The 24,987-nt window shown below is 36.9% G+C and carries 23 protein-coding genes; 2 read left to right on the forward strand and 21 right to left on the reverse strand.

What is annotated here, in order from left to right; all coding sequences use genetic code 11:
• Nucleotides 1-48: 48 nt before the first annotated feature.
• From BMSHG_RS20570 to BMSHG_RS20605, 8 genes are all read right to left on the reverse strand, one after another.
• Complete coding sequence (locus BMSHG_RS20570) at nt 49-1,188, reverse strand: D-alanyl-D-alanine carboxypeptidase family protein (RefSeq protein ID WP_019156366.1); 1,140 nt, start codon at nt 1,186-1,188, stop codon at nt 49-51.
• Nucleotides 1,189-1,608: 420 nt separating this feature from the next.
• Nucleotides 1,609-3,072, reverse strand: coding sequence for an SLC13 family permease (locus tag BMSHG_RS20580; RefSeq protein WP_019156368.1), 1,464 nt, complete (start codon nt 3,070-3,072; stop codon nt 1,609-1,611).
• A 40-nt stretch (nt 3,073-3,112) separates the two neighbouring features.
• On the reverse strand, nt 3,113-4,171 hold the full coding sequence (locus BMSHG_RS20585) for a tartrate dehydrogenase (protein WP_019156369.1): 1,059 nt from the start codon (nt 4,169-4,171) through the stop codon (nt 3,113-3,115).
• Between the two features lie 312 nt (nt 4,172-4,483).
• Complete coding sequence (locus BMSHG_RS29545) at nt 4,484-4,627, reverse strand: hypothetical protein (RefSeq protein ID WP_455342374.1); 144 nt, start codon at nt 4,625-4,627, stop codon at nt 4,484-4,486.
• Nucleotides 4,628-4,675: 48 nt separating this feature from the next.
• Nucleotides 4,676-7,396: an aconitate hydratase AcnA gene (acnA, locus tag BMSHG_RS20590; protein ID WP_019156370.1), complete on the reverse strand. Its 2,721-nt coding sequence runs from the start codon at nt 7,394-7,396 to the stop codon at nt 4,676-4,678.
• A 1-nt stretch (nt 7,397) separates the two neighbouring features.
• Nucleotides 7,398-8,087: a PrpF domain-containing protein gene (locus tag BMSHG_RS29340; RefSeq protein ID WP_213083607.1), complete on the reverse strand. Its 690-nt coding sequence runs from the start codon at nt 8,085-8,087 to the stop codon at nt 7,398-7,400.
• Nucleotides 8,048-8,542 carry a PrpF domain-containing protein gene (locus BMSHG_RS29345; protein WP_026073561.1) on the reverse strand — a complete coding sequence of 165 codons (495 nt, stop codon included), beginning with the start codon at nt 8,540-8,542 and terminating at the stop codon, nt 8,048-8,050. The genes BMSHG_RS29340 and BMSHG_RS29345 overlap by 40 nt, the downstream gene beginning before the upstream one ends.
• Before the next feature lie 710 nt (nt 8,543-9,252).
• Entirely contained in the window at nt 9,253-10,113 is an 861-nt protein-coding gene (locus tag BMSHG_RS20605; RefSeq protein ID WP_019156371.1) for a LysR family transcriptional regulator, read from the reverse strand.
• Nucleotides 10,114-10,290: 177 nt separating this feature from the next.
• On the opposite strand from BMSHG_RS20605, the gene BMSHG_RS20610 reads away from it, so the two are divergent.
• Nucleotides 10,291-10,884, forward strand: coding sequence for an RraA family protein (locus tag BMSHG_RS20610; RefSeq protein ID WP_019156372.1), 594 nt, complete (start codon nt 10,291-10,293; stop codon nt 10,882-10,884).
• A gap of 37 nt (nt 10,885-10,921) precedes the next feature.
• Here BMSHG_RS20610 and prpB read toward each other — a convergent pair whose 3' ends face one another.
• The 11 genes from prpB to BMSHG_RS20665 all read right to left on the reverse strand — a co-directional run bounded on the left by prpB (nt 10,922) and on the right by BMSHG_RS20665 (nt 22,902).
• Nucleotides 10,922-11,818 (reverse strand): methylisocitrate lyase, encoded by an 897-nt coding sequence (gene prpB, locus BMSHG_RS20615; protein WP_019156373.1) that lies wholly within the window; start codon nt 11,816-11,818, stop codon nt 10,922-10,924.
• A gap of 25 nt (nt 11,819-11,843) precedes the next feature.
• Nucleotides 11,844-13,286, reverse strand: a complete 1,443-nt coding sequence (locus tag BMSHG_RS20620) for a bifunctional 2-methylcitrate dehydratase/aconitate hydratase (protein ID WP_019156374.1) — start codon at nt 13,284-13,286, stop codon at nt 11,844-11,846.
• Nucleotides 13,287-13,304: 18 nt separating this feature from the next.
• Nucleotides 13,305-14,738: an SLC13 family permease gene (locus BMSHG_RS20625; protein WP_019156375.1), complete on the reverse strand. Its 1,434-nt coding sequence runs from the start codon at nt 14,736-14,738 to the stop codon at nt 13,305-13,307.
• On the reverse strand, nt 14,713-16,227 hold the full coding sequence (locus BMSHG_RS20630; protein ID WP_019156376.1) for a tripartite tricarboxylate transporter permease: 1,515 nt from the start codon (nt 16,225-16,227) through the stop codon (nt 14,713-14,715). The genes BMSHG_RS20625 and BMSHG_RS20630 overlap by 26 nt, the downstream gene beginning before the upstream one ends.
• A 15-nt stretch (nt 16,228-16,242) precedes the next feature.
• Nucleotides 16,243-16,701, reverse strand: a complete 459-nt coding sequence (locus BMSHG_RS20635) for a tripartite tricarboxylate transporter TctB family protein (protein WP_019156377.1) — start codon at nt 16,699-16,701, stop codon at nt 16,243-16,245.
• A 98-nt stretch (nt 16,702-16,799) separates the two neighbouring features.
• The gene (locus tag BMSHG_RS20640) at nt 16,800-17,840 is read right to left on the reverse strand and encodes a tripartite tricarboxylate transporter substrate binding protein (RefSeq protein ID WP_019156378.1); all 1,041 of its coding nucleotides are present in this window, start codon (nt 17,838-17,840) and stop codon (nt 16,800-16,802) included.
• 285 nt (nt 17,841-18,125) lie between these two features.
• Complete coding sequence (locus BMSHG_RS20645; protein WP_019156379.1) at nt 18,126-18,809, reverse strand: response regulator; 684 nt, start codon at nt 18,807-18,809, stop codon at nt 18,126-18,128.
• Nucleotides 18,810-18,829: 20 nt separating this feature from the next.
• Nucleotides 18,830-20,428, reverse strand: a complete 1,599-nt coding sequence (locus BMSHG_RS20650) for an ATP-binding protein (RefSeq protein WP_019156380.1) — start codon at nt 20,426-20,428, stop codon at nt 18,830-18,832.
• Nucleotides 20,429-20,531: 103 nt separating this feature from the next.
• Nucleotides 20,532-21,536, reverse strand: coding sequence for a threonine aldolase family protein (locus BMSHG_RS20655; protein WP_019156381.1), 1,005 nt, complete (start codon nt 21,534-21,536; stop codon nt 20,532-20,534).
• A 311-nt stretch (nt 21,537-21,847) separates the two neighbouring features.
• Nucleotides 21,848-22,315 (reverse strand): GNAT family N-acetyltransferase, encoded by a 468-nt coding sequence (locus BMSHG_RS20660; RefSeq protein ID WP_019156382.1) that lies wholly within the window; start codon nt 22,313-22,315, stop codon nt 21,848-21,850.
• A gap of 245 nt (nt 22,316-22,560) precedes the next feature.
• Nucleotides 22,561-22,902 (reverse strand): helix-turn-helix domain-containing protein, encoded by a 342-nt coding sequence (locus BMSHG_RS20665; RefSeq protein ID WP_019156383.1) that lies wholly within the window; start codon nt 22,900-22,902, stop codon nt 22,561-22,563.
• 244 nt (nt 22,903-23,146) lie between these two features.
• Here BMSHG_RS20665 and BMSHG_RS29485 point away from each other — a divergent pair, with 244 nt between their 5' ends.
• On the forward strand, nt 23,147-23,305 hold the full coding sequence (locus BMSHG_RS29485) for a Spo0E family sporulation regulatory protein-aspartic acid phosphatase (RefSeq protein ID WP_019156384.1): 159 nt from the start codon (nt 23,147-23,149) through the stop codon (nt 23,303-23,305).
• A 349-nt stretch (nt 23,306-23,654) separates the two neighbouring features.
• Here the strand turns inward: BMSHG_RS29485 and BMSHG_RS20680 are convergent, their stop codons facing one another.
• Nucleotides 23,655-24,122 carry a hypothetical protein gene (locus BMSHG_RS20680; protein ID WP_019156386.1) on the reverse strand — a complete coding sequence of 156 codons (468 nt, stop codon included), beginning with the start codon at nt 24,120-24,122 and terminating at the stop codon, nt 23,655-23,657.
• 241 nt (nt 24,123-24,363) lie between these two features.
• Nucleotides 24,364-24,963, reverse strand: a complete 600-nt coding sequence (locus BMSHG_RS20685) for a GNAT family N-acetyltransferase (protein ID WP_235776425.1) — start codon at nt 24,961-24,963, stop codon at nt 24,364-24,366.
• Between the last annotated feature and the right edge of the window lie 24 nt (nt 24,964-24,987).

Consider the following 24,987-nt stretch of genomic DNA (forward strand, 5'->3'; position numbering starts at 1 on the left):
ACTTGTACTCATTAAAAGAATCCACCTATATGAAACAATTAATAGTCGTCAAAACTTCCTCATTCGGCGACGCCTGCGATTCCGGTTTTTCAGGAATGCAATGACAGCAAGAATCATCATGATGGAAATAATCATGAAGGCGTTTAATTTATTCGATTCTTCCTTTTTTACGACTAGATTAGATTCTTGTACCGTTGTCGTTTGGATTTCAGGGATGTCTAATTCAGTCATTGGATATCGAGCAATCTCTTCCTCATTCTGGTTCTCAATTTTTAAAAGACCGTCGCTAGTCACTTCTTCTTTAAACTCTTCCCCATCGGAGATTGGAAATAAATGCTTTTCTTTTGTGATAAATATCCGCTCACCCAATGGAAACTCTTTTCCCTTAGGAATAGATGCAAAATGAAAATGAGCAAAGGCATAATCAAGTAACGTCACTGTGTCATTATAGATTTCTCTCTGTGTTGCTCCCTTTAAAACGACGGCTATAACAGACATGTCCCCTCTTTTTGCCGTTGTAATTAAGGTCTGACCTGATTGATTGACATAACCATTTTTCCCACCTGTGATCCCTTCATATGGGGGATCTAGCATTAAGCGATGATGCGTATAAATCGTTGTATCCCAGCCTTCGCCATCCCATTTTAACTCTGTCGTACCAAAAATTTCACGAAATACTTCGTTTTGCATTGCATATTGTGTAAGGCGGGCTAGGTCTCTCGCCGTAGTCGTATGTTCTGGATCAAATAATCCATGAGGGTTCATAAAATTTGTGTCCGTCAATCCAATCTCTTTTAAATACTCCGTTAATCTACGGGCAAATTCTTCCTCCGTGCCATGCATATATTCAGCAATTGCTACTCCAGCATCGTTTCCTGAATTAATGAGCAACCCTTGAATAAGCTTCTTAAGTGTAACTTGCTCTCCCACTTCTAAATACACTCTCGTTCCATCGACATTTCTAGCTTTTTCACTCGTTGTCACAATAGCATCCAAGTTCCCATGCTCGATTGCATATATCGCAGTAGCGACTTTCGTTAAACTAGCTGGATACATAATCTCATCTGAATTTTTACCAAATAAGACTCTCCCACTACTTTCTTCTATTAATATTGCTGCTTCACTCATAATCGAAGGCTCTTCCACTAATTCAGCAGCGAACGTTTTATTATTTGAAAACGAACTCAATAATAACACCATGGTTAAGAACATAAAGGTTATCTTACTATATCGTTTTATTATTTTTTTGATGTATTGTTTGCGATGTTATTCATATTTCATTCCCCGTGTTGTAATCTTATGAAAACAATTCTACATTCGTTTTATATTTTAAAAATATTCCACTTTTTATTTTACCCTTTATAGATATGGATGATCTATTACATTTTCATGAAGTTTTAAATACATTATCTCATAATAGCTATAATATAAGAAAACCCAGCTAAGGAAAAACCTCAGCTGGGCACTATTTAGTCTGCTAATGTTCGCGGCAATTTAATCAAATCGGCTTTCCCCTCAAAACCTACTCCAGGGACATCAGGTAAACTCGGTACTGCCATTTCTCTTATCTCAACAATTTCCATTTATTTCTCTCCCTAGAACTTTATTTTATAAGAGGCCTAGCCATTGCCACCAGGTTAACGCCACGATAACTGTCACTGCTGTCATAATGACCGTCATATAGAATCCTGGTAATAAAAAGGTTTGTTGCTTAATTTGTCCTGTACTGTGGACAAGTACATTTGGCATTGCTTCTACAACTAAAATATAGCCATGCAAACATGCAAGTGCCGCACTAAAGACAATCACTAGTGGATCTGTCCCCGCTTGATTTGCTAAACCAATATAAATCGGAACGAGTGCAACGACAGCTGTTGACACATTGGACATAGCCAAATGAAAAATTTGCGTAATACAAAGGATAAAAATCACCGCAATGATAGGATTAGCCATCAACGAAATAATCCAGCCCGCACTTAAGCTTTCCCCAAGTAATAAAGTCGCTCCTGATTCATTTAAGGCATAGCCAATCGATAAGGTTGCTCCTAACATTAACACTGTATCAAAGTTAATCTTTACAACATTACTCCAAGAGGCACAGCCTATTGCCGGCAATGCCATCAGAGCAACTCCAATCAGTGCTGGAATGCTTGGATGAAGTCCATGCAAAGGCTCCGTCATCCATAATCCAACAATAAAAACGAGGATGATGAGGCATCTTTTTTCTCTGCTATCCATCTTGCCAAAATCTTTTGCCCTTTCCTTCATTTGTTTCTGTACTTCTGGGAAATCAGCTTCCTCTTTCTTTAAAGGGAAAAGCTTCATAAGTAAAATCCAAACAGCAGGAATTAAGATTAACCAAATTGGCAATGCATAAAGGAACCATTGAAAATAAGTAATCGTAATCCCTGTAAATTCATTGAGTAGCTCAACTGCGAGAATATTTCCGATTGCCGCAGTCATCACAGCCGTTCCACTCACGGTGCTGCCAAAAGCGACTCCAAGCATAATCATTTTCCGTAAATCACTTTCTGGCTTTGCCTTAATCATATCAAGAACATTTACAACAATCGGTAAGATCAATGCGGTCCGAACAGCAACGGCAGGGATAAAAAAAGCTTGAATTTGCGGGATTACGAGAATACTAGCTAATAAACCTTTCGCATTCCCGCCCCATCTTGCCAAAACAAAATACGTGATCCTTTTCGCTAACGGTGTTTCATTAACAGCCCTAGCTAACATCATTCCAGCGATGATTAAAAAAACAGCCGGTGAAGCAAAACCACTATATACGACATCGGTTGGAACAACATTGAAAATGAGCATAAAAATAATCGTCAATATCGAAGTTAACCCTAATGGAATGGGTTCCAGTGCCCATAATACAATGGCGCTAGAAACAATACCGATCATTAATCTTGCTGACTGATGAAAGCTTTCAGGTAAGCCGACATACATGCCAACAAATAGTAATATGGCGAGTAGAAAACCCATTGCTTTTTTCGAAAATAAGAAACGTACGATTCCCTTTTCCCTTGCTGTTTCATTTATGTGAACCTTTGGAACTCCCAACTAAGTCACCTTCTCATTTTGATGAGATGCCGTCCTACCCTTAAAGCATCTTAATTCTTTTTAAAATTTCATTCGATACTTCCTTCGTCGTTGGTGTTCCACCAATATCAGGTGTTTTATATCCATCCGCTACAACTTCTTCAATTATGTTAAGTAGTTTTGTTGCTAGCTCTTGTTCCCCGAAATGATCCAACATCATTTTTCCGGTCCAGATTTGTCCAATTGGGTTTGCGATTCCTTTACCAAAAATATCAGGCGCAGAGCCATGCACTGGTTCAAACATCGAAGGATATTTACCATTCAAATTAATGTTGGCTGCTGGTGCAATGCCGATGCTTCCCATAACAGCCGCTCCTAAATCGGTTAAAATATCGCCAAATAGATTACTAGCCACCACTACATCAAATGTTTGAGGTCTTGTCACAAAAAAGGCGGAAAGAGCGTCAATATGAATCGATTGTGTTTCTACTTCCGGATAGCGTTCTGCCATCGATTTGAATACTTCATCCCAAAATGGCATCGAATGAAAAATACCATTCGACTTCGTTGCACTCGTAAGATGTCTTTTCCTCTGCATCGCATATTGGAATGCATAATCCATCACTCTTTCCGTCCCTTTGCGGGTAAAAATTGCATTTTGAATGGCCATTTCATCTTCACCTTTATGAATCCTACCACCAATTTCACTATACTCACCTTCACTATTTTCCCGAACGACAATAAAATCAAACTCACTTGGTTCCGCTAATGGTGAGGTTACCCCTTGAATAAATTTAGCTGGCCGAATATTAATAACCTGCTCAAATTCACGACGAATCGGAAGCAATAATCCCCATAGAGATACGTGATCAGCAACTAGTTTTGGATTCCCTACTGCGCCTAAAAAGATCGCATCATGGTTCCCCAGTTTTTCTAACCCATCATCATCCATCATTTTTCCATGCTCTATGTAATACTCACAGCTATATGGATACCATTCATATTTGAATTTAAGACCCCCGTGTACTTCTGCAATAGCTGTCAACACCTCTACAGCCTCAGGCATGATCTCCTTCCCAACACCATCTCCTGGAACAACTGCTAAATTGATTGTTTTCATTTTGCATCCTCCTTTAAAATAATCATGGACCAATTTTTTCTCAAGTCCATTCCTCAAATATTAAGAGGTGACTCATGTATATCCCTATCCCATTTAAATCATTCAATAATCTCTCAATACGACCTCAACTGCTAATTTCCCTTCAAAAATTTTAATCATTTCACAAAAAACGGTTTATCCTCCATTTCAATAGTTCCCTTATCGTGAAGAAAACACCAATTAATATCACAAATAGCATTTACCATTCTAGCACTTTATGCAAAAACGCTTGGATATGTATCCAAGCGTTTTTGCATTTATAGTGTAGTTTAACTAAGATGTAGATACTTCAATATACATTATTGTTATTCCTTCAACATCGCATCTTATTTTGTAAAAGTTCAGAATCAATGAATGTGTTTCTTCGGTAAATTCCATTTCCATTAACCTTCTTTTACCTAACTTTCTATCAAATATTGAATTATCACAGTCGTAAAAAACTTTTGACTTTTACTAATCGAATATTTATGTTTTTATCTTCCCCAACTTCTGCATTAAAACGGTTTGTAAAACTCCACCGTTTCGATAATATTCAATTTCTGCTTCACTATCAAAACGAACAATTACCTCGAATTTAAAGCTACTATTATCTTCTGTTATAGCTGTTACCTCAACAAGTTGATTTGGTTTCACATTATTATGAAGGGCAATATGGAATTGTTCTTTTCCTGTTAACCCTAATATATCAGCATTTTCACCATTTTTAAACTGCAATGGAAGCACACCCATTAATGCTAGATTACTACGATGAATGCGCTCGAAGCCTTCTGTCATCACTGCCTTAACGCCTAGCAAATGAGTTGCTTTGGCAGCCCAGTCACGGGATGAGCCCATTCCATAATCTCCACCAGCAATTACGACTAAACCTATTCCATCTTCTTTATATTTCATGGCTGCATCATAGATGGTCATCTCTTTACCAGTAGGAAAATACACAGTCCAATTCCCTTCTTTATCCGCAGTTAATTGATTCCGTAATCGGATATTTGAGAATCCTCCTCTGATCATCACATGGTGATTTCCTCTTCTTGCTCCATAGGAACTTAACTCCTGAGAATTCACTCCCTTTTCCTTTAAATATTGACCAGCTACACTATTTATTGGAATCACACCACCTGCAGGAGAAATATGATCCGTTGTAATAGAATCACCTAGCTTTACTAAAGATCGCAAATGACTTAGTGGTTGTATCTCTTTAGGCTCCAATGACATGTTTTCAAAGAAAGGGGGATTTTGTAAATAGGTGGAATGCTCACTCCATTCATACAGTAATCCGTTCACTGTCTTTAATTCATTCCAGTTTGTATTACTATGAAAAAGAAGCTCATTTTGTTGCTTAAATAACGAGGGAGTAACTACATGACGAATGACTGCTCTTATTTCCTCATCTGTTGGCCAAATATCGTTTAAGTACACATCCCGACCGTTACGATCTTTTCCAAGTGGCTCTTCCTTCATATCTATTGTAATCTCTCCAGCTATTGCATAGGCAATCACTAAGGGGGGAGAAGCTAGATAATTCGCTTTTACTAAAGGATGGATTCTGCCTTCAAAATTCCGATTGCCCGACAGTACGCCTGAGACAATCAAATTATTTTCTTCAATCGCATGGGAAACTTCGATAGGTAAAGGCCCAGAATTTCCCACGCATGTTGTACAGCCATAGCCAACTAAATAGAAGCCTAGCTTCTCTAAATATGGGAGTAATTCACTATCCTTCAAGTACTTCGTGACAACCTGAGAACCTGGGGCTAAGCTCGTTTTCACGTACGAAGGAACTTTCAATCCCAGCTCAACTGCTTTTTTTGCTAATAATCCTGCTCCAATCATAACCGTGGGATTGGATGTATTAGTACAGCTTGTGATGGCAGCTATAACGATGGATCCTGTTTTAAGAGTCGATGTTTTTCCATTCGGATGGGAGATTTCCACTTCCTTATTCATTTCATGACTACTTAATCCATATCCATGATGGCCTGCTTCATTTGTTATCGCATGTATGAAATTACTTTTCACCTTGGATAATTGAATCAAATCCTGTGGTCGTTTAGGGCCAGCTAAACTCGTTTCAACCTGAGATAAATCGACTTCTATCATCTCCGTATAATGAGCATCCTCATTTTCACTAGAATAAAAGAGTCCGTTTCTTTTGCTGTATTCCTCAACTAATTGAACATGCTCTTCACTACGACCCGATAATCGAAGATAGCTTATGGTCTCCTCATCAATTGGAAAAAGGGTGATCGTCGCCCCGTTCTCTGGAGACATATTCGAAACGGTTGCTCGATCAGCTAATGAAAGATTTTTAACCCCCTCACCCATAAACTCTACAAACTTTCCCACCACTTTTTTCTTTCGAAGTAAATTCGTCATATAAAGTGCTAAATCGGTACTTGTTGTTCCAACTGAAAGCTCTCCTTTTAATCGGACACCAATCACTTCAGGAATAGGTAAATAAGATGGTTGCCCCAGCATAGCAGCTTCAGCTTCAATTCCTCCAACACCCCAACCGACAACACCAAGCCCATTGATCATGGGAGTGTGTGAATCTGTCCCAAAGACCGTATCCGGATATGCCACGTATTGCCCATCTTCACCTTGAACTTCATGAACGACAGACGCTAAATTTTCCAAATTCACTTGATGGATGATTCCTGTTGATGGGGGCACTGCTCGAAAACGTTTAAACGCACCTGTTGCCCATTTAAAAAAGCGATAGCGCTCTATGTTTGTCTGGAAGCCTTGATTTACATTATATGATAACGCTTCTTTAGAACCGAACTTTTCCACCTGTTCTGCGTGATCGATAACTAAATCTACTGGAATCTCTGGATTTATTTCTTCTGGATTCCCCCCCATTTCTACCATCGCCGTTCGTAATGATGCTAAATCAACGACTACCGGTACCCCAGTAAAATCCTGCAACACCGTTCTGGATGGTTTAAAAGGAATTTCAATCGTTTCATCGATATCTTTTGTACCCCATTTGGCTAGATTTTCAATATGTTTTCGCTCAATATACTTACCATCAAACTGCCTCACCATTGATTCCATTAGTACTTTTATAGAAAATGGCCATTTAGATACCTCGCCAAGACCTGCTTCTTCAAGAGCCTTTAACCGATAAAATCGGTACATTTTATCATTGAGTTTAAAGGTAGATTCCGTATGAAAGCTTGATTCCACATTACTCCCCTCCTTTAAAAGTCGGCACATACAAGTCACCTTTGATAATCCTTCTAGCTGTTCTTTCTAGTCCAACATATTGAACTTCTTCACCATCCTCTGATAATGCCACCTGAACCTCTACTATTCCTTCTGGATGGCCGATTCGTATCGTGTTCTTTTCTCGACTGACAGTGGAGTTAACATTCGGAACTGTGTCAGATATTTTTACAGCCGCTGCTAAGTTATATAGACCACTTCCTGCAAACGTACGATGAAATTTTCCCATTGAAAGCATTTTAGCGACGACATCCACCTCGTATTTTTTAATTTGTTTTCCTATAGAGGTTTTATAGTCCTGTGGTTCGGAGACAAGGGCAATTTTCGGTATGGCTTGTGTACTTTTCGCCTCTTCTATGGAGCCGACCATTCCTGCTGCAACTGCCCCGTGGCAACGAATTTCCTCTAACTCTTCTAATAGCTCCTTCCGCTCCGTTAGTTCTTCATTCAATTCTGTTCCTAATAGTCCTAAATCTTTACTAGACACATAGATTAGTGGATTAACGACATCAATAAAGGTCGATTCATACGCATTTTGTTTTGTTTCTATGACAATACGGCGTCCAATTGGAAGAGTTTTCCCCGTCTTTCCTCCTCCTGGATTCATAATCCTCACCTTGTATTTTGCCCCCGCTCGTACAAGTCCAGGCATTGCATAATTTCCTGATACCCTTGCTTTTCTTTTTTGATTGGTACTGTAATGTTTAAAATTCGATTAATATTCGTGTTGTAAATGGTCACTTTTACCTCCACTTTATCTTCTGGAATCTCCACATACCCTTCATCGACAGCAAATGCCCCTGCTGCTGCCATTAAATTGCCACAGGTCCCTTTTCCATCTACAATTTCCTTCCCTATTCCAATTTGATAAAAAGTATAATTAACATCTACCCCTTCAATATCTGAAGCTCCAATCACCACTACTTTACTCGTATGTGAAGTACCACTTCCCAGACCATCCACTTGAGATGGGTTATAAGCATCTATCCCATTTAAAAAAATATGACTTTGCTCTCTAAATGAGCTAGGTAAATCCCGTTCATGAAAAAAGAGTCCTCTACTTGTACCACCACGGTAAACAGCACACGGAATTGTATATTGTGACATAGAAAAAACCTCCTTGAGCAACTTTACTTTTATCGTAAATGAGTTCCAGATATAAGAAAAATAGTAAAAATGGATACTTATCCATAATAAAAAGTTATGTTACGCAGATTTCGCATTAAAAAAGAGGCTGAGACATAAGAAAGGTGAATTTGAAGGTATTCAAATTCACCTTTCTTTATTTTTGTATGAACCAAGCTACCGCACAATCAACCGATTTCATGCTCAACCAGAAGTGAAAGGTTTAATTCGTCCATGTTTTTTTCGTCCAAATTCGCTGCCAAGCCAACCACCTCATACGGATACTGTCTTTAATAGGGCCTTCATTTTATGCCCCGAAAAGTGAGACTGAGTGGTGGATAGGCAGAACTGAGGTTAATCTAAATTTCTACTAATAAGATCCTATTTGCTCCAACCACCTCTCACCCTTAAGCGGAATTTTTCCTGTTATCTCCTCGATGGAGTCCGTTTTAGGGGAAATAACGGAAGATTTTCCGCTTATGGAGGGCAAAATCGTTTATTTTGGCATTTTTTGAGGGAATAGCAGGAATTTTTCCTGTTATGTCGGCTCATTTTCATGATGCTTGCTCATTAACGGGAATTTTTCCTGTTATTTTTTCAACCCGATACGCCAACTGTTTATACGAACACTTTATCCTCAAGTCAATGAAATTTATACACTCCAAACCAGACCGACTTTTTGACCCAGCCTCTTACCTATACTCCTCTTTCACAAATTCAACAAAAGCTTTTACAGCAGTAGTCTTCAAAGATTGTGGATGGTAGTACATCCACGTTTTTCGAACCATTGGAGATCCATCCTCAGCTGTGAGAACCTCTTTATGTAAACCTTTTGCTTCCTCTATCATCATACTCGGCAAAATACCATAACCGAGACCACTCACCACCATTTCTTTACAAGTATCCACTTGGTTTACTGTCATAAATCGGTTTGGAGGCTCTTTATAATTTACTCTCCACCATTGATCTACTTGCTCTTTCAATAATACGTCCGTTTCATAGTCAATTCTCGGCATTTCTGGTAGCTTAGACAAATCCATTTTCTCCTTGGAGACTACAAATATTTCCTCTTCAAAGAGAAGCTCTTTTTCTCCTATAAAACCATAGTCTCCTCGTATAAATGCAATATGAACAGCCTGATTATATAGAGCCTGATACATATCTTTACTCCAGCCTGTTTCAATCTCATACTCGATTTCAGGGTACCTCGTTCTAAACTTCTCAAGCAATGATGGTAATTGATATTTCGTAAAAAAGTTAGATACACCTAGCCGTAATGTACCAGCTACTTGGTTTTTCATATGTTGTACAGCTTCTTTTGTTTGCTGATATTTATGGAGCATTTCGATTGCATACTTTGCTAAGTATTCTCCTTCTGGAGTAAATTGCACTCCTCTTCGACCTCTATTCACAATTTTTACTTGAAACTCATTTTCAATATGATGGAGTCGATTCGTGAGAGCAGGTTGTGAAATGAACAAACTTTCTGCCGTTTTTGTAATATTTCTCTTTTCGTAGAGATCCCGTAAAATAATCCAATCTCGATTTTCCATCATCCTACTCCCCTGCTATAACTTTTACCTATCTTTGACGATAATATTTTTCTATTTTTCATTGGTGTGAAAAAATACTACATTAGAATTATCCTATTTGCTAAACCGTCTTCCCCTAGCCATACGTTAAATTCACTCTGGAGGGATACAAAATGAAAAATTTGATACAACAGTTCAATGAACTCCCCACTACTTGCCTTTTTCGATGCGATGAATGGAATGAATAATCTAGATGCTCAAATTAAACCATTAAGAGAGGAATACAAGGTGGTTGGTAAAGCTTTTACCGTAAAAATTCCTGTAGGTGACAATGAAATCGTCTTAAAGGCCATTAAAGAGGCGCGTCCCGGAGATGTCCTTGTAATTGATGCCAAAGGAGATACATACCGAGCGATTGCTGGCGATTTTGTGATTGGCCTAGCACAAAAAATAGGGCTTGCTGGCATAATTGTTGACGGGGTTATTCGTGATATCCTTGGCATGAAGAATTTACATTTTCCTGTTTTTTGTAAAGGTACAACAGTTTCTGCTAGTCATAAAAATGGCAATGGTGAAATCAATGTTCCTATTTCCTGTGGAGGAGTTACCATATCCCCTGGTGATTACATCATTGGCGATGCAGATGGGGTTATCGTCATTCCACAGAAAAAAGCCCTTCATGTATTAGAAAAAGGTAGAGAAAAAGAACACAATGATAAGATTCGTGCTGAAATAAATTTAAAAAACGAAGTATCCGCTCGGCAATACTTAGAAAACTTATTCAAATCGTAAAAAAGCGGACACTCTTTTCACGGAGTGTCCCATTATTTCACAATACGGTTTTCGCAATTTTTTTATCTAGTTCTTCATAATTGTAATAATCAATCGTATCATAAAGATCTTTGCGTGTTTGCATATCTTCTAGCCGATCTTTTTGGGTACCTTTATGATAAATCTCCTCAAAAACTCGCTCATACGCTTTTGCTGCTACTCGTAAAGAAGTCACTGGATAAATAACCATGCTATAACCGAATGAGTTAAACTCATCAGCAGAGTAATATGGAGTTTTTCCGAATTCTGTCATGTTAGCAAGTAACGGAATCGTGATTTCTTCCTTTAAACGTTGAAATTCCAGATCCGTCGATAATGCCTCTGGAAAAATAGCATCTGCTCCTGCTTCTTCATATGCCTTTGCTCGCTTAATTGCTTGTTCTAATCCTTCTACACCGTATGCGTCTGTACGAGCTACAATAACTAACGATGGAGCAACTTCCTTTATTGTTATAATTTTTTGAGACATTTCTTCTGTTGAAACTAATTTTTTACCATTTAAGTGACCACATTTTTTTGGTAGTTCTTGATCTTCTATTTGTACGGCCGCTACCCTAGCTTCCACCATTTCCTTTGCAGTACGAGCTACATTTAATACTCCACCGAATCCAGTATCAATATCAACCAATAGGGGTAAATTCGCCGCCCTAATAATTTCCGTTGCACGAGCTGCCACTTCATCTGAACTTACAATACCTATATCAGGCAAACCACGGCTTGCTGTATACGCTGCTCCTGATAGATATAAAGCATCAAATCCTACTTTTTTAGCCATTAGTGCTGCCATACCATCGTGTACACCAGGAATTTTTAAAATAGTTGGTGCCCCCATTTTTTCACGAAATTGTTGTGCAAGTTCCTCTTGGGAGGACTGCTTTTCTGTTAACCAACTCATTCAAATCCCTCCTTCAATCCTTCGATTAGATCATCATTAACTGAACAAAGTCATGAACATTTGTTTGTTTTAACTTGTTGCTATCTTCACACAAAGTGTAAATTCTTTTTGCTTGTTGTTTCGGAAAACGAGTCTCCAGATTGAAAGTGAATTTTTCTAATAATTTCGGAATCCCTTCATCTCTTCGGAAGCGATGTCCTAATGGATACTCATAAGCAATCTGCTCTGTTGCTGTACCATCCTTAAAGAATACCTGTACCGCATTAGCAATAGAGCGTTTTTCTGGATCTAAATATTCCTTTGTATAACGCTCTTCTTCCACTACTACCATTTTATCCCGAAGAGCATCGATTCTAGGATCTGATGCAGCCTCATCCTCATAATGATCGGCTGTAATATCTCCGTAAATAAGGCCAATTGCCGTAATATATTGAATACAATGATCACGGTCTGCGGGGTTATGCAGAGGACCTTTTTTATCAATAATACGAATCGCTGACTCATGAGTTGTAATCATAATTTTATCAATGTCATCTATTCGTTGATGGACATCTGGATACAGTTCAACAGCACATTCCGCCGCCGTTTGTGCATGAAATTCTGCTGGATAAGAGATCTTGAACAGGATGTTTTCCATGACATAGGAACCAAACGGTCTCGCTAACTTTAATTCCTTACCACCAAAAAGAACATCTTGGAAACCCCAGTCTTTTGCGGAAAGGGCTGTTTTATATCCCATCTCTCCATTAACAGCCATTAATGCTAACCTTACACCTCTACTTGTTGCATCCCCAGCTGCCCAAGATTTACGAGACCCTGTATTTGGAAAGTGACGATATGTACGGAGGCTTGAATTATCAATCCAAGCGTTAGAAATCGCATTTATCACTTGCTCTCTTGAGCCTCCTAGCATTGCCGCCACTACTGCTGTGGTAGCTACTTTGACATATAAGACATGGTCCAACCCTTCTCGATTCAGACTATTTTCTAGAGCTAACACCCCTTGGATTTCATGAGCTTTAACCATGGCTACTAACACTTCATCCATCGTTAAAGGCTCTCTTCCTTCGGCTACATATTTTCTACTTAAATAATCCGCTGTTGCTAAAATACCACCAAGATTATCTGATGGATGGCCCCATTCTGCTGCTAACCATGTATCATTGTAATCGAGCCAACGAATAATCGTTCCAATGTTAAAGGCTGCCTGAACAGGGTCTAATTCAAATTGTGTACCTGGAACTCGACTTCCATTCGGTACAACTGTCCCAGGAACAATCGGTCCTAAATGTTTTGTGCATTCAGGATATCTTAACGCTAGAAATCCACAACCTAGTGTATCTAATAATACGTAGCGCGCTGTCTCAATAGCGTCCTCACTTGTTATCTCTCCAGTCAAGGCATAATCAGCAATTCTGATTAATACTTCATCTGCTTTTTGTGTCTTGTTTTCCAATACATTTTCCATATTATATTCCTCCTTGTTTTACCAGTAAAATGTTGCAGCGAGCACAGCCACAATCAATGTGACAATACTGGATAAAGCTCCGATTGAATATTGCTCTTTTTTGCTGAAAACTCCTGTCTCATAAGCGTAGAAAGTGGTTGGTGAATGAATAGGTAACACCATCATTCCACCAATAATCATCACAACTAAGAACGCTAATCCTAATGGTGCTACCCCCATTAATTCTGCATAAGACACAGCAATGGGAAAAATGACGACCATTGCAGAGGATGGCAAAGTAAATAAGAATCGTAATAAAAATACCAGTAATGCAATCAGAAAAATATTAAAAAGAACATTCGCATCACCTGGGATCAATCTCATTAATTGTGATGCAAGAACCTTAGCAGTTCCGTTCGTCTCTATTAATAGCGCCAATGAAAAAGATGAACCTAGTAGTAAAAAATTCTCCCAATCATATTTCCGTAATGTTTCATTATTGATTAAATTCAATTTTGGTAGTGCATAAAAAACAACTAATAACATTGGCGGTAGAACAAGTGGAATCCGATCGTGATCCGTAAAGATCCATGTTAAAATCATGAGTAAAAAAGTTCCTGTCACAACCCAAAAGCGTGGTGGTATAGACTCATTTCTCTCATCTTCCAATTGCAAATTGATATCCTTTTTTAAGAGCCAATCCTCTTTCGGGGTTGTCATCCTTAAAAAAAACCAAACAGATACTGCAACAATCACCATTGCCAACCATAGAGGTGGCCCAATTCGTAAAAACCAGCCTAACCAACTAAGATTGGCTACATTAAAATCCTGTATTAGCTGGTACGCTAATACCGAGAAGCCTCCACCAGTAAAAATTATCATCGTTGCATTTTGATTCAGCATTCCAATCACATACATACAATATTTCTTGAAAATACTCTTCTCTCCGAATCCATAGTACTCATTCAATCTATTAACTAAAGGTAAAAAAATTTGGAATCTAGCAACAGCAGATGGTAAGAAAATAGGAAGTAATACAATAAAAATGGGGAGCCCAATGATGATATAGTGAGCACCACCCTTGCTCAACTTAATCAACAATCTTGCTACTGCATTATCCATGCCTACTTTTGCTAATGCTTTACTGATTAAAGATAGTACGAGAATGAAATAGAGAGCAGATGAAAGAAATCCAACTACCGCTTCCTCTACTGTAGAAACTAACCCTAATGCCAACATCCCTCCAATGACTAAAAAGCTAGAAATTCCCGTTGGAATCGGGGCAAGTGTCCATAAATAAACGGCAAAGATTAACAATGCTAATGTTAGTAATTGGTCATTCGTAAATAGGTGAGACAAAGCATCTTTAGATAGAAAATAACCTCCTATAATACCGAATACAATAACAATATCCTTTAAATAACGATATTGTTGGAGCTTCTCCGTCTTACATGCTTGTAGATTTGTCTGCATTTACTTTCTTTCGGCTGATTCTTTGTCTCAAAATCGGTATAGCAAAGGATAATAAAGATACAATTAGCAATGATACAGAAAGTGGATTTTTTAGAAAAATCATTAAATCCCCATTTGAAATGGTTAATGATTGTCTAAAGTACTGCTCCATCATCCCCCCTAGAATAAAAGCGAGAATAAAGGGTGGAGCAGGAAATGCAAAGAGTCGCATCAAAAAGCCAAGAACACCAAAGATAAGTAACAAGTATAGATCAAAGGTGTTAAAGCTAATTGAATAAACCCCAATTAAGCTAAACATAAGGACCAATGAAATTAACATTGGGCGAGGTATTTTCAAAACTTTAGCGATATAAGGGATTAACGGTAAATTTAAGACTAATAGAAAAATATTCCCTACATACATGCTTGCAATAACTCCCCAGAAAATTTCTGGATTTTCTGTCATTAATAACGGACCAGGCTGAATTCCTAATACTAACAGTGCCCCTAATAGAACTGCTGTCGTACCAGAACCCGGAATACCAAGACTTAACAGCGGCACAAAAGCACCACTTGTTGCAGCGTTATTGGATGCTTCTGGGGCTGTAAGGCCTTTAATCGATCCTTTTCCAAACTCATCAGGATTTTTTGAAAGTCGTTTCTCTGCAATATAACTTATAAAAGAGGAAATTGTCGCTCCAGCTCCAGGTAAGATTCCAATAATAAACCCCAAAATGGAATGTCTTCCAAGTGGGCCCCTCATTTCTTTAAAGTCACTTTTTGTTAGTCTTAAACTTCCAATATTTTGTGTTTTACCTAAGGACTTATCATTCCGATTTATGATTAACGAACATACTTCTGCCACCGCAAATAATCCTAATGCAATAACTAAAAAATCAATTCCTTCCAATAAATTGATATTTCCAAACGTAAAACGTTGGGTACCTGTTTGTGGGTCAATCCCAATCGTTACCACCATAAATCCTACTAATGCTGAAATAAGGGCTTTTATGGTCGAACCTTCAGATAAACTTGATATAGCTGTTAACCCTAAGAACATAAGGGCAAAATATGCTGGGGGCCCAAAGGCAATGGCTACACTTGCTAATGCAGGTGCCATAATCATAAGTAAAATGACACTTACTGTACCTCCTGTAAAAGAAGCAATCGCAGCTATTGCTAGTGCTTTACCAGCTTTTCCTTGTTGTGCCATTGGATATCCGTCAAATGATGTTGCTACTGTTCCAGAGATGCCAGGTGCATTTAATAGAATAGAAGATGTGGAACCACCAAATACAGCCCCGTAATAAACTCCAGCCATCATGACTATTGCAGGAGCAGGCTCCATTCCATATGTAAGTGGAATCATTACTGCTATTGCACTAATTGGTCCTAACCCCGGTAACATTCCGATAAATGTTCCGACAAAAACACCAATTAATACAAATAATATCCCTTCTAAACTAAAAGCTACTGAAAATCCGGTCATAATTCCTTCAAAAGCTCCCATACATGCTACCCTCCTTTATATTGGTATAATTCCTTGAGGTAATTTGATCCCTAATAAATAAACAAAAATCGCATACATAAATAATGAAAAACAAATAGATACAATAACATTAATCACATGTTTTTTATAACCCAAAAACCAGGTACAAAAGTAAATAAATAGAACCGTCATAACAATAAAGCCCATTATTTCAAATAAAGCAATATAACCAAACACCATTAAAAATACGGCAGAAATCATGAGTAATTCTTTCTTAGGAATATTACGCCTCGACTTTTGCTCTTCGGTTTCAGAGTCTTTAGAAAAATAAAGTGCCACAGATAACACAATTAACAGCCAACCTAGTCCTTTCGGAATTACATCTGCATCAACAGGTGTGTAAGGAAAGGATGGAAGTTGGTAGCTTACGATTAAATAACCTGCAGCTAACAAAAATAAAATAAGAGCAATCCGCTGATTGATCGTTTTTAACATAGAGGTCCCCTCCATAAAAATAAATCAAACTATTAACCTTTTACATATGAGGGAGAAGTCAATGGATACCTGTATTGACTCCTCAACTCTGTAAATAATTAGTTTCCAATTCCTAATTCAGTTAGAAGCTCTTGCATTACTTCCTTTTCATTGTCTAGGAACTCTTTATATTCATCAGCTCCCATATACAACTCATTCCAACCATATTGTGCACGTACTTCATCCCACTCTGGAGAATCACTTAATTCTTTGAATTTGGCTTCATAGTAATCAATGGCTGCTTGATCCATTCCTGGGGGACCAAAGAAACCACGCCAGTTAATAAATGTTTCATCAATTCCTTGTTCTTTTGCCGTGGCAAAGTCTTCTAATACTTCCCCTTCTAAACGTTCTTCTGAAGTAATCCCTAGTACTTTAATGTTTCCAGCTTTTACTTGCTCCACTGTTTCTGCAACTCCAGTTGAGAATACATCGACACTACCATTTAATAAAGCTGTTAAGGCTCCACCTTCTTGATCAGAAACATATTTAACTTTAGTTACATCAACTCCAGCTGCCTTGGCAATTTTAATGAATTGGATATGATCCATACTTCCTGGAGAAGATGCGCCAATTACGGTAATACTAGAAGGATCTGCTTTCATATCTTCAAATAACTCATTTAAATTTTCCCAAGGAGCGTCTGCTGCAACTGCAAATGCTGCGTAATCAGCAATCATGTTTGAGAGTGGTGTAAAATCTTCATGACCAAAATCAGATTGACCATTTAGAGGTACTAGTAATAATGGAGGCGATGCTACAAACAAATGGTACGGACTTCCTTCTCTTTTGTGATTCTCTGCCCACGCAACTGCTCCACCACCACCAGGTCTATTTACTACACCAATTTTTTGGGAAATAATCCCTGTTTCATTAAACCATTGGGCTGCCATACGTGCAGTTGTATCCCAGCCACCTCCAGCACCAGCTGGAGCAACAATTTCTATTGCTTCTTTTGGCTCAAAAGAAGCAATATCCCCAGAACCTGATGAACTCGAGTCGTCTGATGTTCCACTTCCTCCAGTTTCATTCGAACATGCTGCAACAACTAGCATTGTCATCATTAATACAAAAACTGATAAAAAGCCTTTCCATTTCATTCTCTGTTTCCCCCTTATAATTTGTAAATCTATTATCAATAGTCATTTGACTAACGATTTAATTTTCATTCTAATTAAAATATTCAATATTGTAACCGTTTACAAAATAACGATTATTAAAATTTTTTAGTCTTTTTTGTTCATTTAGTTCACGCATTTTCATATGATGACTCTTTACTATTCATGATTTAACATTAGCTAAGTATTTAATAGCAAACATACAAAAAAGCCTTTTCATTATTATGAAAGGCACTAAAAATAGAATAATCGTAGTTCCAATATTAATTAGTTTTTATACAAATAGTATTTTCTCTCTGGTCTTCCTACATCACCATATTCAAGTTCTGCTTTACCTTCTTCAATTGAGATTAAATACTCTAAATAACGCCTTGCTGTAGTTCTTGAAGCTCCCATTCTTTCTCCAATTTCTTCTGCAGTCATCCCTTTATTGCATTTATTTATAATCATCTTTACTTTCTCTAACGTCAGTGGATCGATTCCTTTTGGTGTTTCTTTTTGACCAAGCTTTTGTTTTGAATCTACATAACCAAAATACTGATCTAAAAAAGTTTGTTCGATTACTTGAGATTCTTCCAATTGGCTTTTTGCATTCTTAAAGCGTTCAATTGCAGCTATAAAGCGCTCTATTTTAACTGGTTTAATAATGTAATCAAATACGCCTTGCTGAATAGTTGCTTCGATTATCGGCTTTTCATTTGCCGCAGAAATCATAATAATTCCAACAGATGGGTTATACTTCTTAATTTTATCGATTAGCTCAGTTCCCATCATATCAGGCATATAGATATCCAATAAAATTAAATCAATTTGTCTACTTTTTACAAGTTTAATTGTTTCACGCCCATTTTGAACTTTCCCAACTAGTTTTACTTTACTAATTTTCTGCAAAAACTTTTCATGAATATCTGCGACTCGAAAATCATCCTCTGCTATCGCTACCCTTAACATCCTAATCCCCCTTCGATAAATTAAGCTATACGCTCCTGCATGATTTTCTTTGGAATATATACAGTAAAGATTGCTCCTCCATCTTTTTGATTTACCACTTCAACAGTCCCACGAAGATCTTCCACCACTTCTTTAACAAGAGATAAACCATAGCCCCTTTCCTTCTCCTTTTTTGTAGAATATCCTCTTTTGAATATATAAGGTAAATCCTGTTCTTTTATCCCTCGACCACTATCAGCGACTTCAAAAATAATGTCATGGCCTTCATCTGTCGCAAAAAAGGATACTTTTTTTTCCTCGACATCACCTACTGCCTCTATTGCGTTATCTAATAGGTTTCCTAAAATCGTAATTAATTTTGCCATATCAATATGCTTCGGAATTTCCTGAATGGAAGTATTTTCATCAATATGCAAGGTAACCTTCTTTTCCGAAGCTTTTCCTATTTTCCCTAGCAAAATCGCTTGAACGGTATGATTATGAATATCCTCTAATAATACTTTAGTTTGATCATGATACAAGCTAGACTCTAATTGAATTAACTCAATAGCTTCTTTATAGTTACCAAGCTGCAGCAATCCAGATAACACGTACAACTTATTTTTATACTCATGAGTTTGAGCTCTTAAATCTTCAGAATATTGTCTAACCTCCGACAAAGTATTTAACATTTCCTGAATTTCTGTTTTATCTCTGAATGTCGCAACTACGCCAACTACTGTATCATTTTCAATGATCGGAGTTTTGTTCACGATAGCGACTCGATTACCAACAACCATTTCCATGTCACGTTCAATTTTTCCAGTCTTTAAAACGTCATACATTTTTAGTGTGGGTAAAATCTCTTCAATTTTCTTATACCTAACGTCCTCTTCTATACCAATAACTTTTTTCGCATTTTCATTCATCGTTGTAATATGTCCTGACTGATCTATCGCCACAATCCCATCTCTTATCGAGTGTAATACTGCACTACGTTCTCGATAAAGAGCAGCAATCTGCTGTGGCTCTAATCCTAATGTATCCTTTCTAATACTTCTCGCTAATAGAACACTACCTATAGCCCCTATTAAGATGACAAATAAAGCAAGCCCACTAATTTTAATAATTCGATTAAATATAATGGTTTTTACATCGTCCATCATAAATCCAACTGAAACAATTCCTATAATTTCCCCACTTTCGTTAAATATCGGGGCCTTTCCTCGTAACGATGGACCTAATGTACCAACGGCTTTTGACATATAATAAGATCCATTTATTAATGCTAAATCATTATCTCCACCAACCATCTTTTTTCCTATTTTATTAGGGTCTGGGTGAGAGTAGCGTATGCTATCTTTATTACCTATAACGATAAATTCCGCTCCAATTTCTTTTTTTAAACTCTCCATAAAGGGCTGAATAAAGATTGACGGATCTTCTAATTCAAACGCTTCTCTAATAGATGGCATAAAGGAGACAGCCGTTGCAACATGTAAGGCACGATTTCCTATATTTTCTTCTGTTTGTTCCATTTCAATAATCGCATTTATACTTGTTAGTAATAATGTAATAAATAAGATTAATGTTAAAACTAATGTTAAAATTTTTGTTTGCAGAGTAACTTTTTTCAACATAGTTGGATTCTCCTTACATTTATGTAAGCGTGTTCATTTTATACAATCTTAACATAATATTCTGAATTTACAACCAGAAATTAGGTAATCATTTACAATTATTCTATGAAATAATGATTTGCAATCTCTCAAGTGTGTACTCTATGTCTTCTGTTTTTATATCCTTATGGACAACGAAACGAATAACAGATTCCTCTTCTAATTTCACAAGAATGCCGTTATCTTTTAGAAATTGGATACATGTATGATCATCCAATTGTAACGCCTTACAGTTTACCAATACAATATTTGTTTCAACTGGGTATTCTAGTTGAAGTCCATTTATCTTTTCGATTTCCCTTCCTAAAAATTTTGCTAAGTCGTGATCCCTGTTTAGTCGATTCACCATATTTTCTAACGCATATATCCCAGTAGCTGCTAAATATCCAATCTGCCTCATTCTGCCTCCAAGATTTCTGCGCCACTTCCTAGCTTCTTCAATAAAGGCTTCTGTCCCAGCCAAAATTGACCCAGCTGGAGTTGCTAATCCTTTTGATAAACAAATCGATACGGTATCTGTATATTGGGTAAACTGTTTTATGTCTTGCTGAAGTGCAACTGCTGCATTAAAAAGCCTTGCTCCATCCATATGGACTGTAATACCTTTATTTTGGGCAAAAGTATATAATTCTTTTAAATAAGAAGTTGAAACGACTGAACCTGCTGATCTAGCATGGGTGTTCTCAATTGAAATAATGGAGGTCTTTTCATGTGGAATTTGCTTCAAGATTTGCAATGGAATCGCACCACGACACCCTGCTAATGCTACTACGTTAACCCTTGCTAGTGATTCAACACCCTCTCTCTCCGAACAATTAAGATGCGATTTACTTTCTACTATTATTTCGTCTCCATGCTTAGAGTTAACTAAAATTGAAATTAAATTTCCTTGGGTACCACTTGATACGAAGAGAGAGTCTTCTTTCCCTAAAAGTTCTGCAACCATCTTCTCTAATCGATTGACTGTTGGATCTTCTTGATAACCATCATCCCCTACTTCAGCATGATACATGGCATCTAGCATCTCCCTTATTGGCTTTGTTACCGTATCACTTCGAAAATCAATCATTATTCCTCTACTCCTTTATCGCAAGTTAATTATCCAAATTGGGCGTTTCCATTTTAGAATATTCTCAACAAAAACGATCACCCTTTATTTTCCGGGAAATTCCTACAAAAAAAACATATAAATTCTCATTTTTAAATAGAATTATGTCTATTATTGTTATATAAATCAAAGTTTACTTCTTTTAACAAGAGAAAGAGGACGTAACGAAAGTAATGGTTAATCAGTTTTTTTATCGCGTTCTTCTTCACATTAGACACAGAATCTTAAACCAATCACTTAGTTTCAAATTCTTTAGTTGTAAATACAGATTCTCATAGTACTTTTTCAAAACATAAAACAGTCCACTTATCTCCTTCCTTCTCCTCATAAAAAGAAAATCCTCTTTTCACCCAAAAATTTAAGGCTCGATCATTCTCCTTAATAACCCCCAATCTTACTTTCTTTATCCCTTTTTCCTTCATTAAAGATTCATATTTATTGAATGCACCGATCGCATATCCTCGACCTTGAAAATCATGATCTATTATAAGCAGTCCTAACCACGGCATCTTATCTGACGGATTCTCCATAAGGTAATCAATTACTCCCACCGGATGTCCATCGTCTATGATAAAATTCATAACAGCACCTTGATGTTTCGATGACTCGTACATGTTTATAATCTCTTCATCAGTCAGCTCAGCATGCCCCTCAGATAAACAATTAAACTCTTGATTTGAATTCATTATTTTTTTAAGAACATCCATTTGTTCAAGACTTACCGGTTGGAAATCAATCAAACTTTACACTCCTATCTTCTTTAAATTGATAACCACTTAACGATGTTTAAAATAAAAAAAGTATCCCAATTAAAGGAATACTCTTTGAAAAAATCGATGATGACGGATTGCTTAATAGACATGGCAATATCGAATGACAGGCTGTTAAGGATACGATTTTCATCCCAGACTATGCTTTGCCATCAAAATCCATTGTGATCAACCTCAGTTATTTATAAATACTCCACCAACTTATAAGAAAGCGTTCATGAATCAGGCTTATAAAGCTCCTTCAAAATATTAAGTGCCTTCTTTTGACGACTTTCATTTTGCTCTGACATTAGTAATACCGTTTCCCGAATGACTTCGTTTTTGAAGACCTGCTGTAATTCCTCATCAAATAAAGATGATACATTAACTTGCAGTGCCTCAGCTATTTTTTCCAACGTATGTAATTGTACATTGGTCTCCCCGCGCTCCAAACGTCCTACATAGCTGCCAGTAGAGTCAATCGCTTCTGCTAATTGTTCTTGTGTCATTTTTCGTAGTTTTCGCAACTCACGTATTCGAAATCCAAGTAACTTAGCTGTTGAGTCATCATTATACATAATTAAAACACCTTCACTTTAACCAAATTTTAGACAATCATTAGAAGTCTGTGCAGGTATTTTTAAGGACTATTTTATATTTTTTGTACTTATAAGGACAATTATGTATTATAATGTAAATAAGCCAAAAGTCCTCAGTTCTCATTTACGACACTTGTAAAACTTATACTCTTTTTCTGCATGATAAAACACAAAGTTACATTATACTTATTGTTGTTATTTCCAAGAAAGGAACATATCAGTGATGGAGCAAAAAAAACTGCGAGAAGAATTCGAATTACTTAGAGGCAAAATGATTAGACTTGGAATGAAATTTGGATTAGATCATGTGAAAGTAATAGAATTAAGCCAGAAAGTAGATAAGTTACATAACCAACTTTATCAAATGCAGAAGAAGGAATAGCAAATCACTACTTCCGATTTGCAAGCTATCCATATTTTCCAATAAAATGTAGTAGACTTACACATAAGGAAATAATTCTAGTATTATTCATTCCTTCTAAATACTGCTTATGATTTTGCGAAGGCTGCTTTGACTCGCTCTATTTCTACACAACTACAAGCATATGTTTTTTGTGGAAAGGCTAAGAAATAATTGCTCATTATAAGCATTGTTAACAACACAAAAAACGTTCGAGTCTTCATTAATAGTTCCTCCATTAACAATCATGTCATAAAAAGAACATTAATCCATCTTGATTAACGCTCCATCTCTTACTAGCATAATTATCCACTCTCGTTGCTTACATTCGCTAATTCGCTATTTTCAATTTCATTAATCCATAGAGCATGTAAATTAGAAATACCACAAAAATTGTAGTTGGAAATGCTAAAAGAATAAGTAAATTATTAATAGGCACAGGCGTAATTAGAGCAAAAATATAACTCAGTGCCACTACAATCACAAATAAGAAAATGTGCCCAACGAAATACTGTTTTACAATTGATTGATTTTTTCTATCTTTTCTATGTTTAATAAAGTACACCATGCTCATTAGTACAAACAAAATATAGAACATTGACTCGAAACCTTCTGTCCATTTTCCAAATAGGTCTATCGTTCTAACATCCTCATTGGTCAAAAAACTAGTTGAACTCCAGTGTTCCGACATATTAAGACGATGATTCCACAATAATGCGTAGCCAAAGTAAAGTAATAGCATTAAAACAAAGTATAGGTAGAGTGCTTTATCCATTATTGCCTTCGTTAATTTTTGCAATAAATATCCCTCCCTTTATGTTCGAAGTTGTATTTACTCTACATTTAACATTATATACCAAATAGTTAGGCAAAAGGTTTCGTTTTCGTCGGAATTATTAAATTATTAAGCATTATACGTACGATGGCATCCATAATAAAAGGTACCCACTTTTTTATGGAAAGCACCCATTACTTTCAGTATGATTCTTCACAAATAGGAACATAGTGGGTGAATGTTCTTCCTGCACAATCCAACAATACTAATCTAATTTTTTATATAATAAATACTGCTTATGGCCTTCGGGATAATCTTCTATTATTCCACATACCTCATAACCTAAGCTTTTATAAAAATCAGGAGCTTGAAAACTAAACGTATCCACTTTGATCATGCGGCATTTCTTCTCTACAGCATATTTTTCTGCTCCTTTTATAAGCTGTATACCAAAACCCTTCCCTCGATGGTTTTCATCAACCCAAAGAAATTGAATATATAGACTTTGCATTTTGGTATTTCCTGAAATACCTCCAATGATATTGCCTTCTTCATCCTTAATTTTAAAACAAAATTCTTCGTCGACAAAATTCACATCTTTTTCTGACAGATGTTTTAGATTATATTCCTTTAATCGTTGCCGAATGTACGGGGGATCCTTTGGACTCCACTTTGTGTCAATCACTATATCTCGCAATCTTTTGAACCTCCTAGTATTTTGAGAATGTTTTTTTGCAACACTTCGAAAATATTTTTTAATTGATAGAGTATATTTGGAATGTTGTAAAGGCATTGGTCCCCAGGTCCAGGGCATTGGAAGTGGCAGGAAAGTCCATATTCCCCCTTGATTTAAGCTTTTCTTCACTTACTTATCCATCTTATTATATAA

This window comes from Robertmurraya massiliosenegalensis JC6 (assembly GCF_000311725.1).
Taxonomy (GTDB): Bacteria; Bacillota; Bacilli; order Bacillales; family Cytobacillaceae; genus Robertmurraya; species Robertmurraya massiliosenegalensis.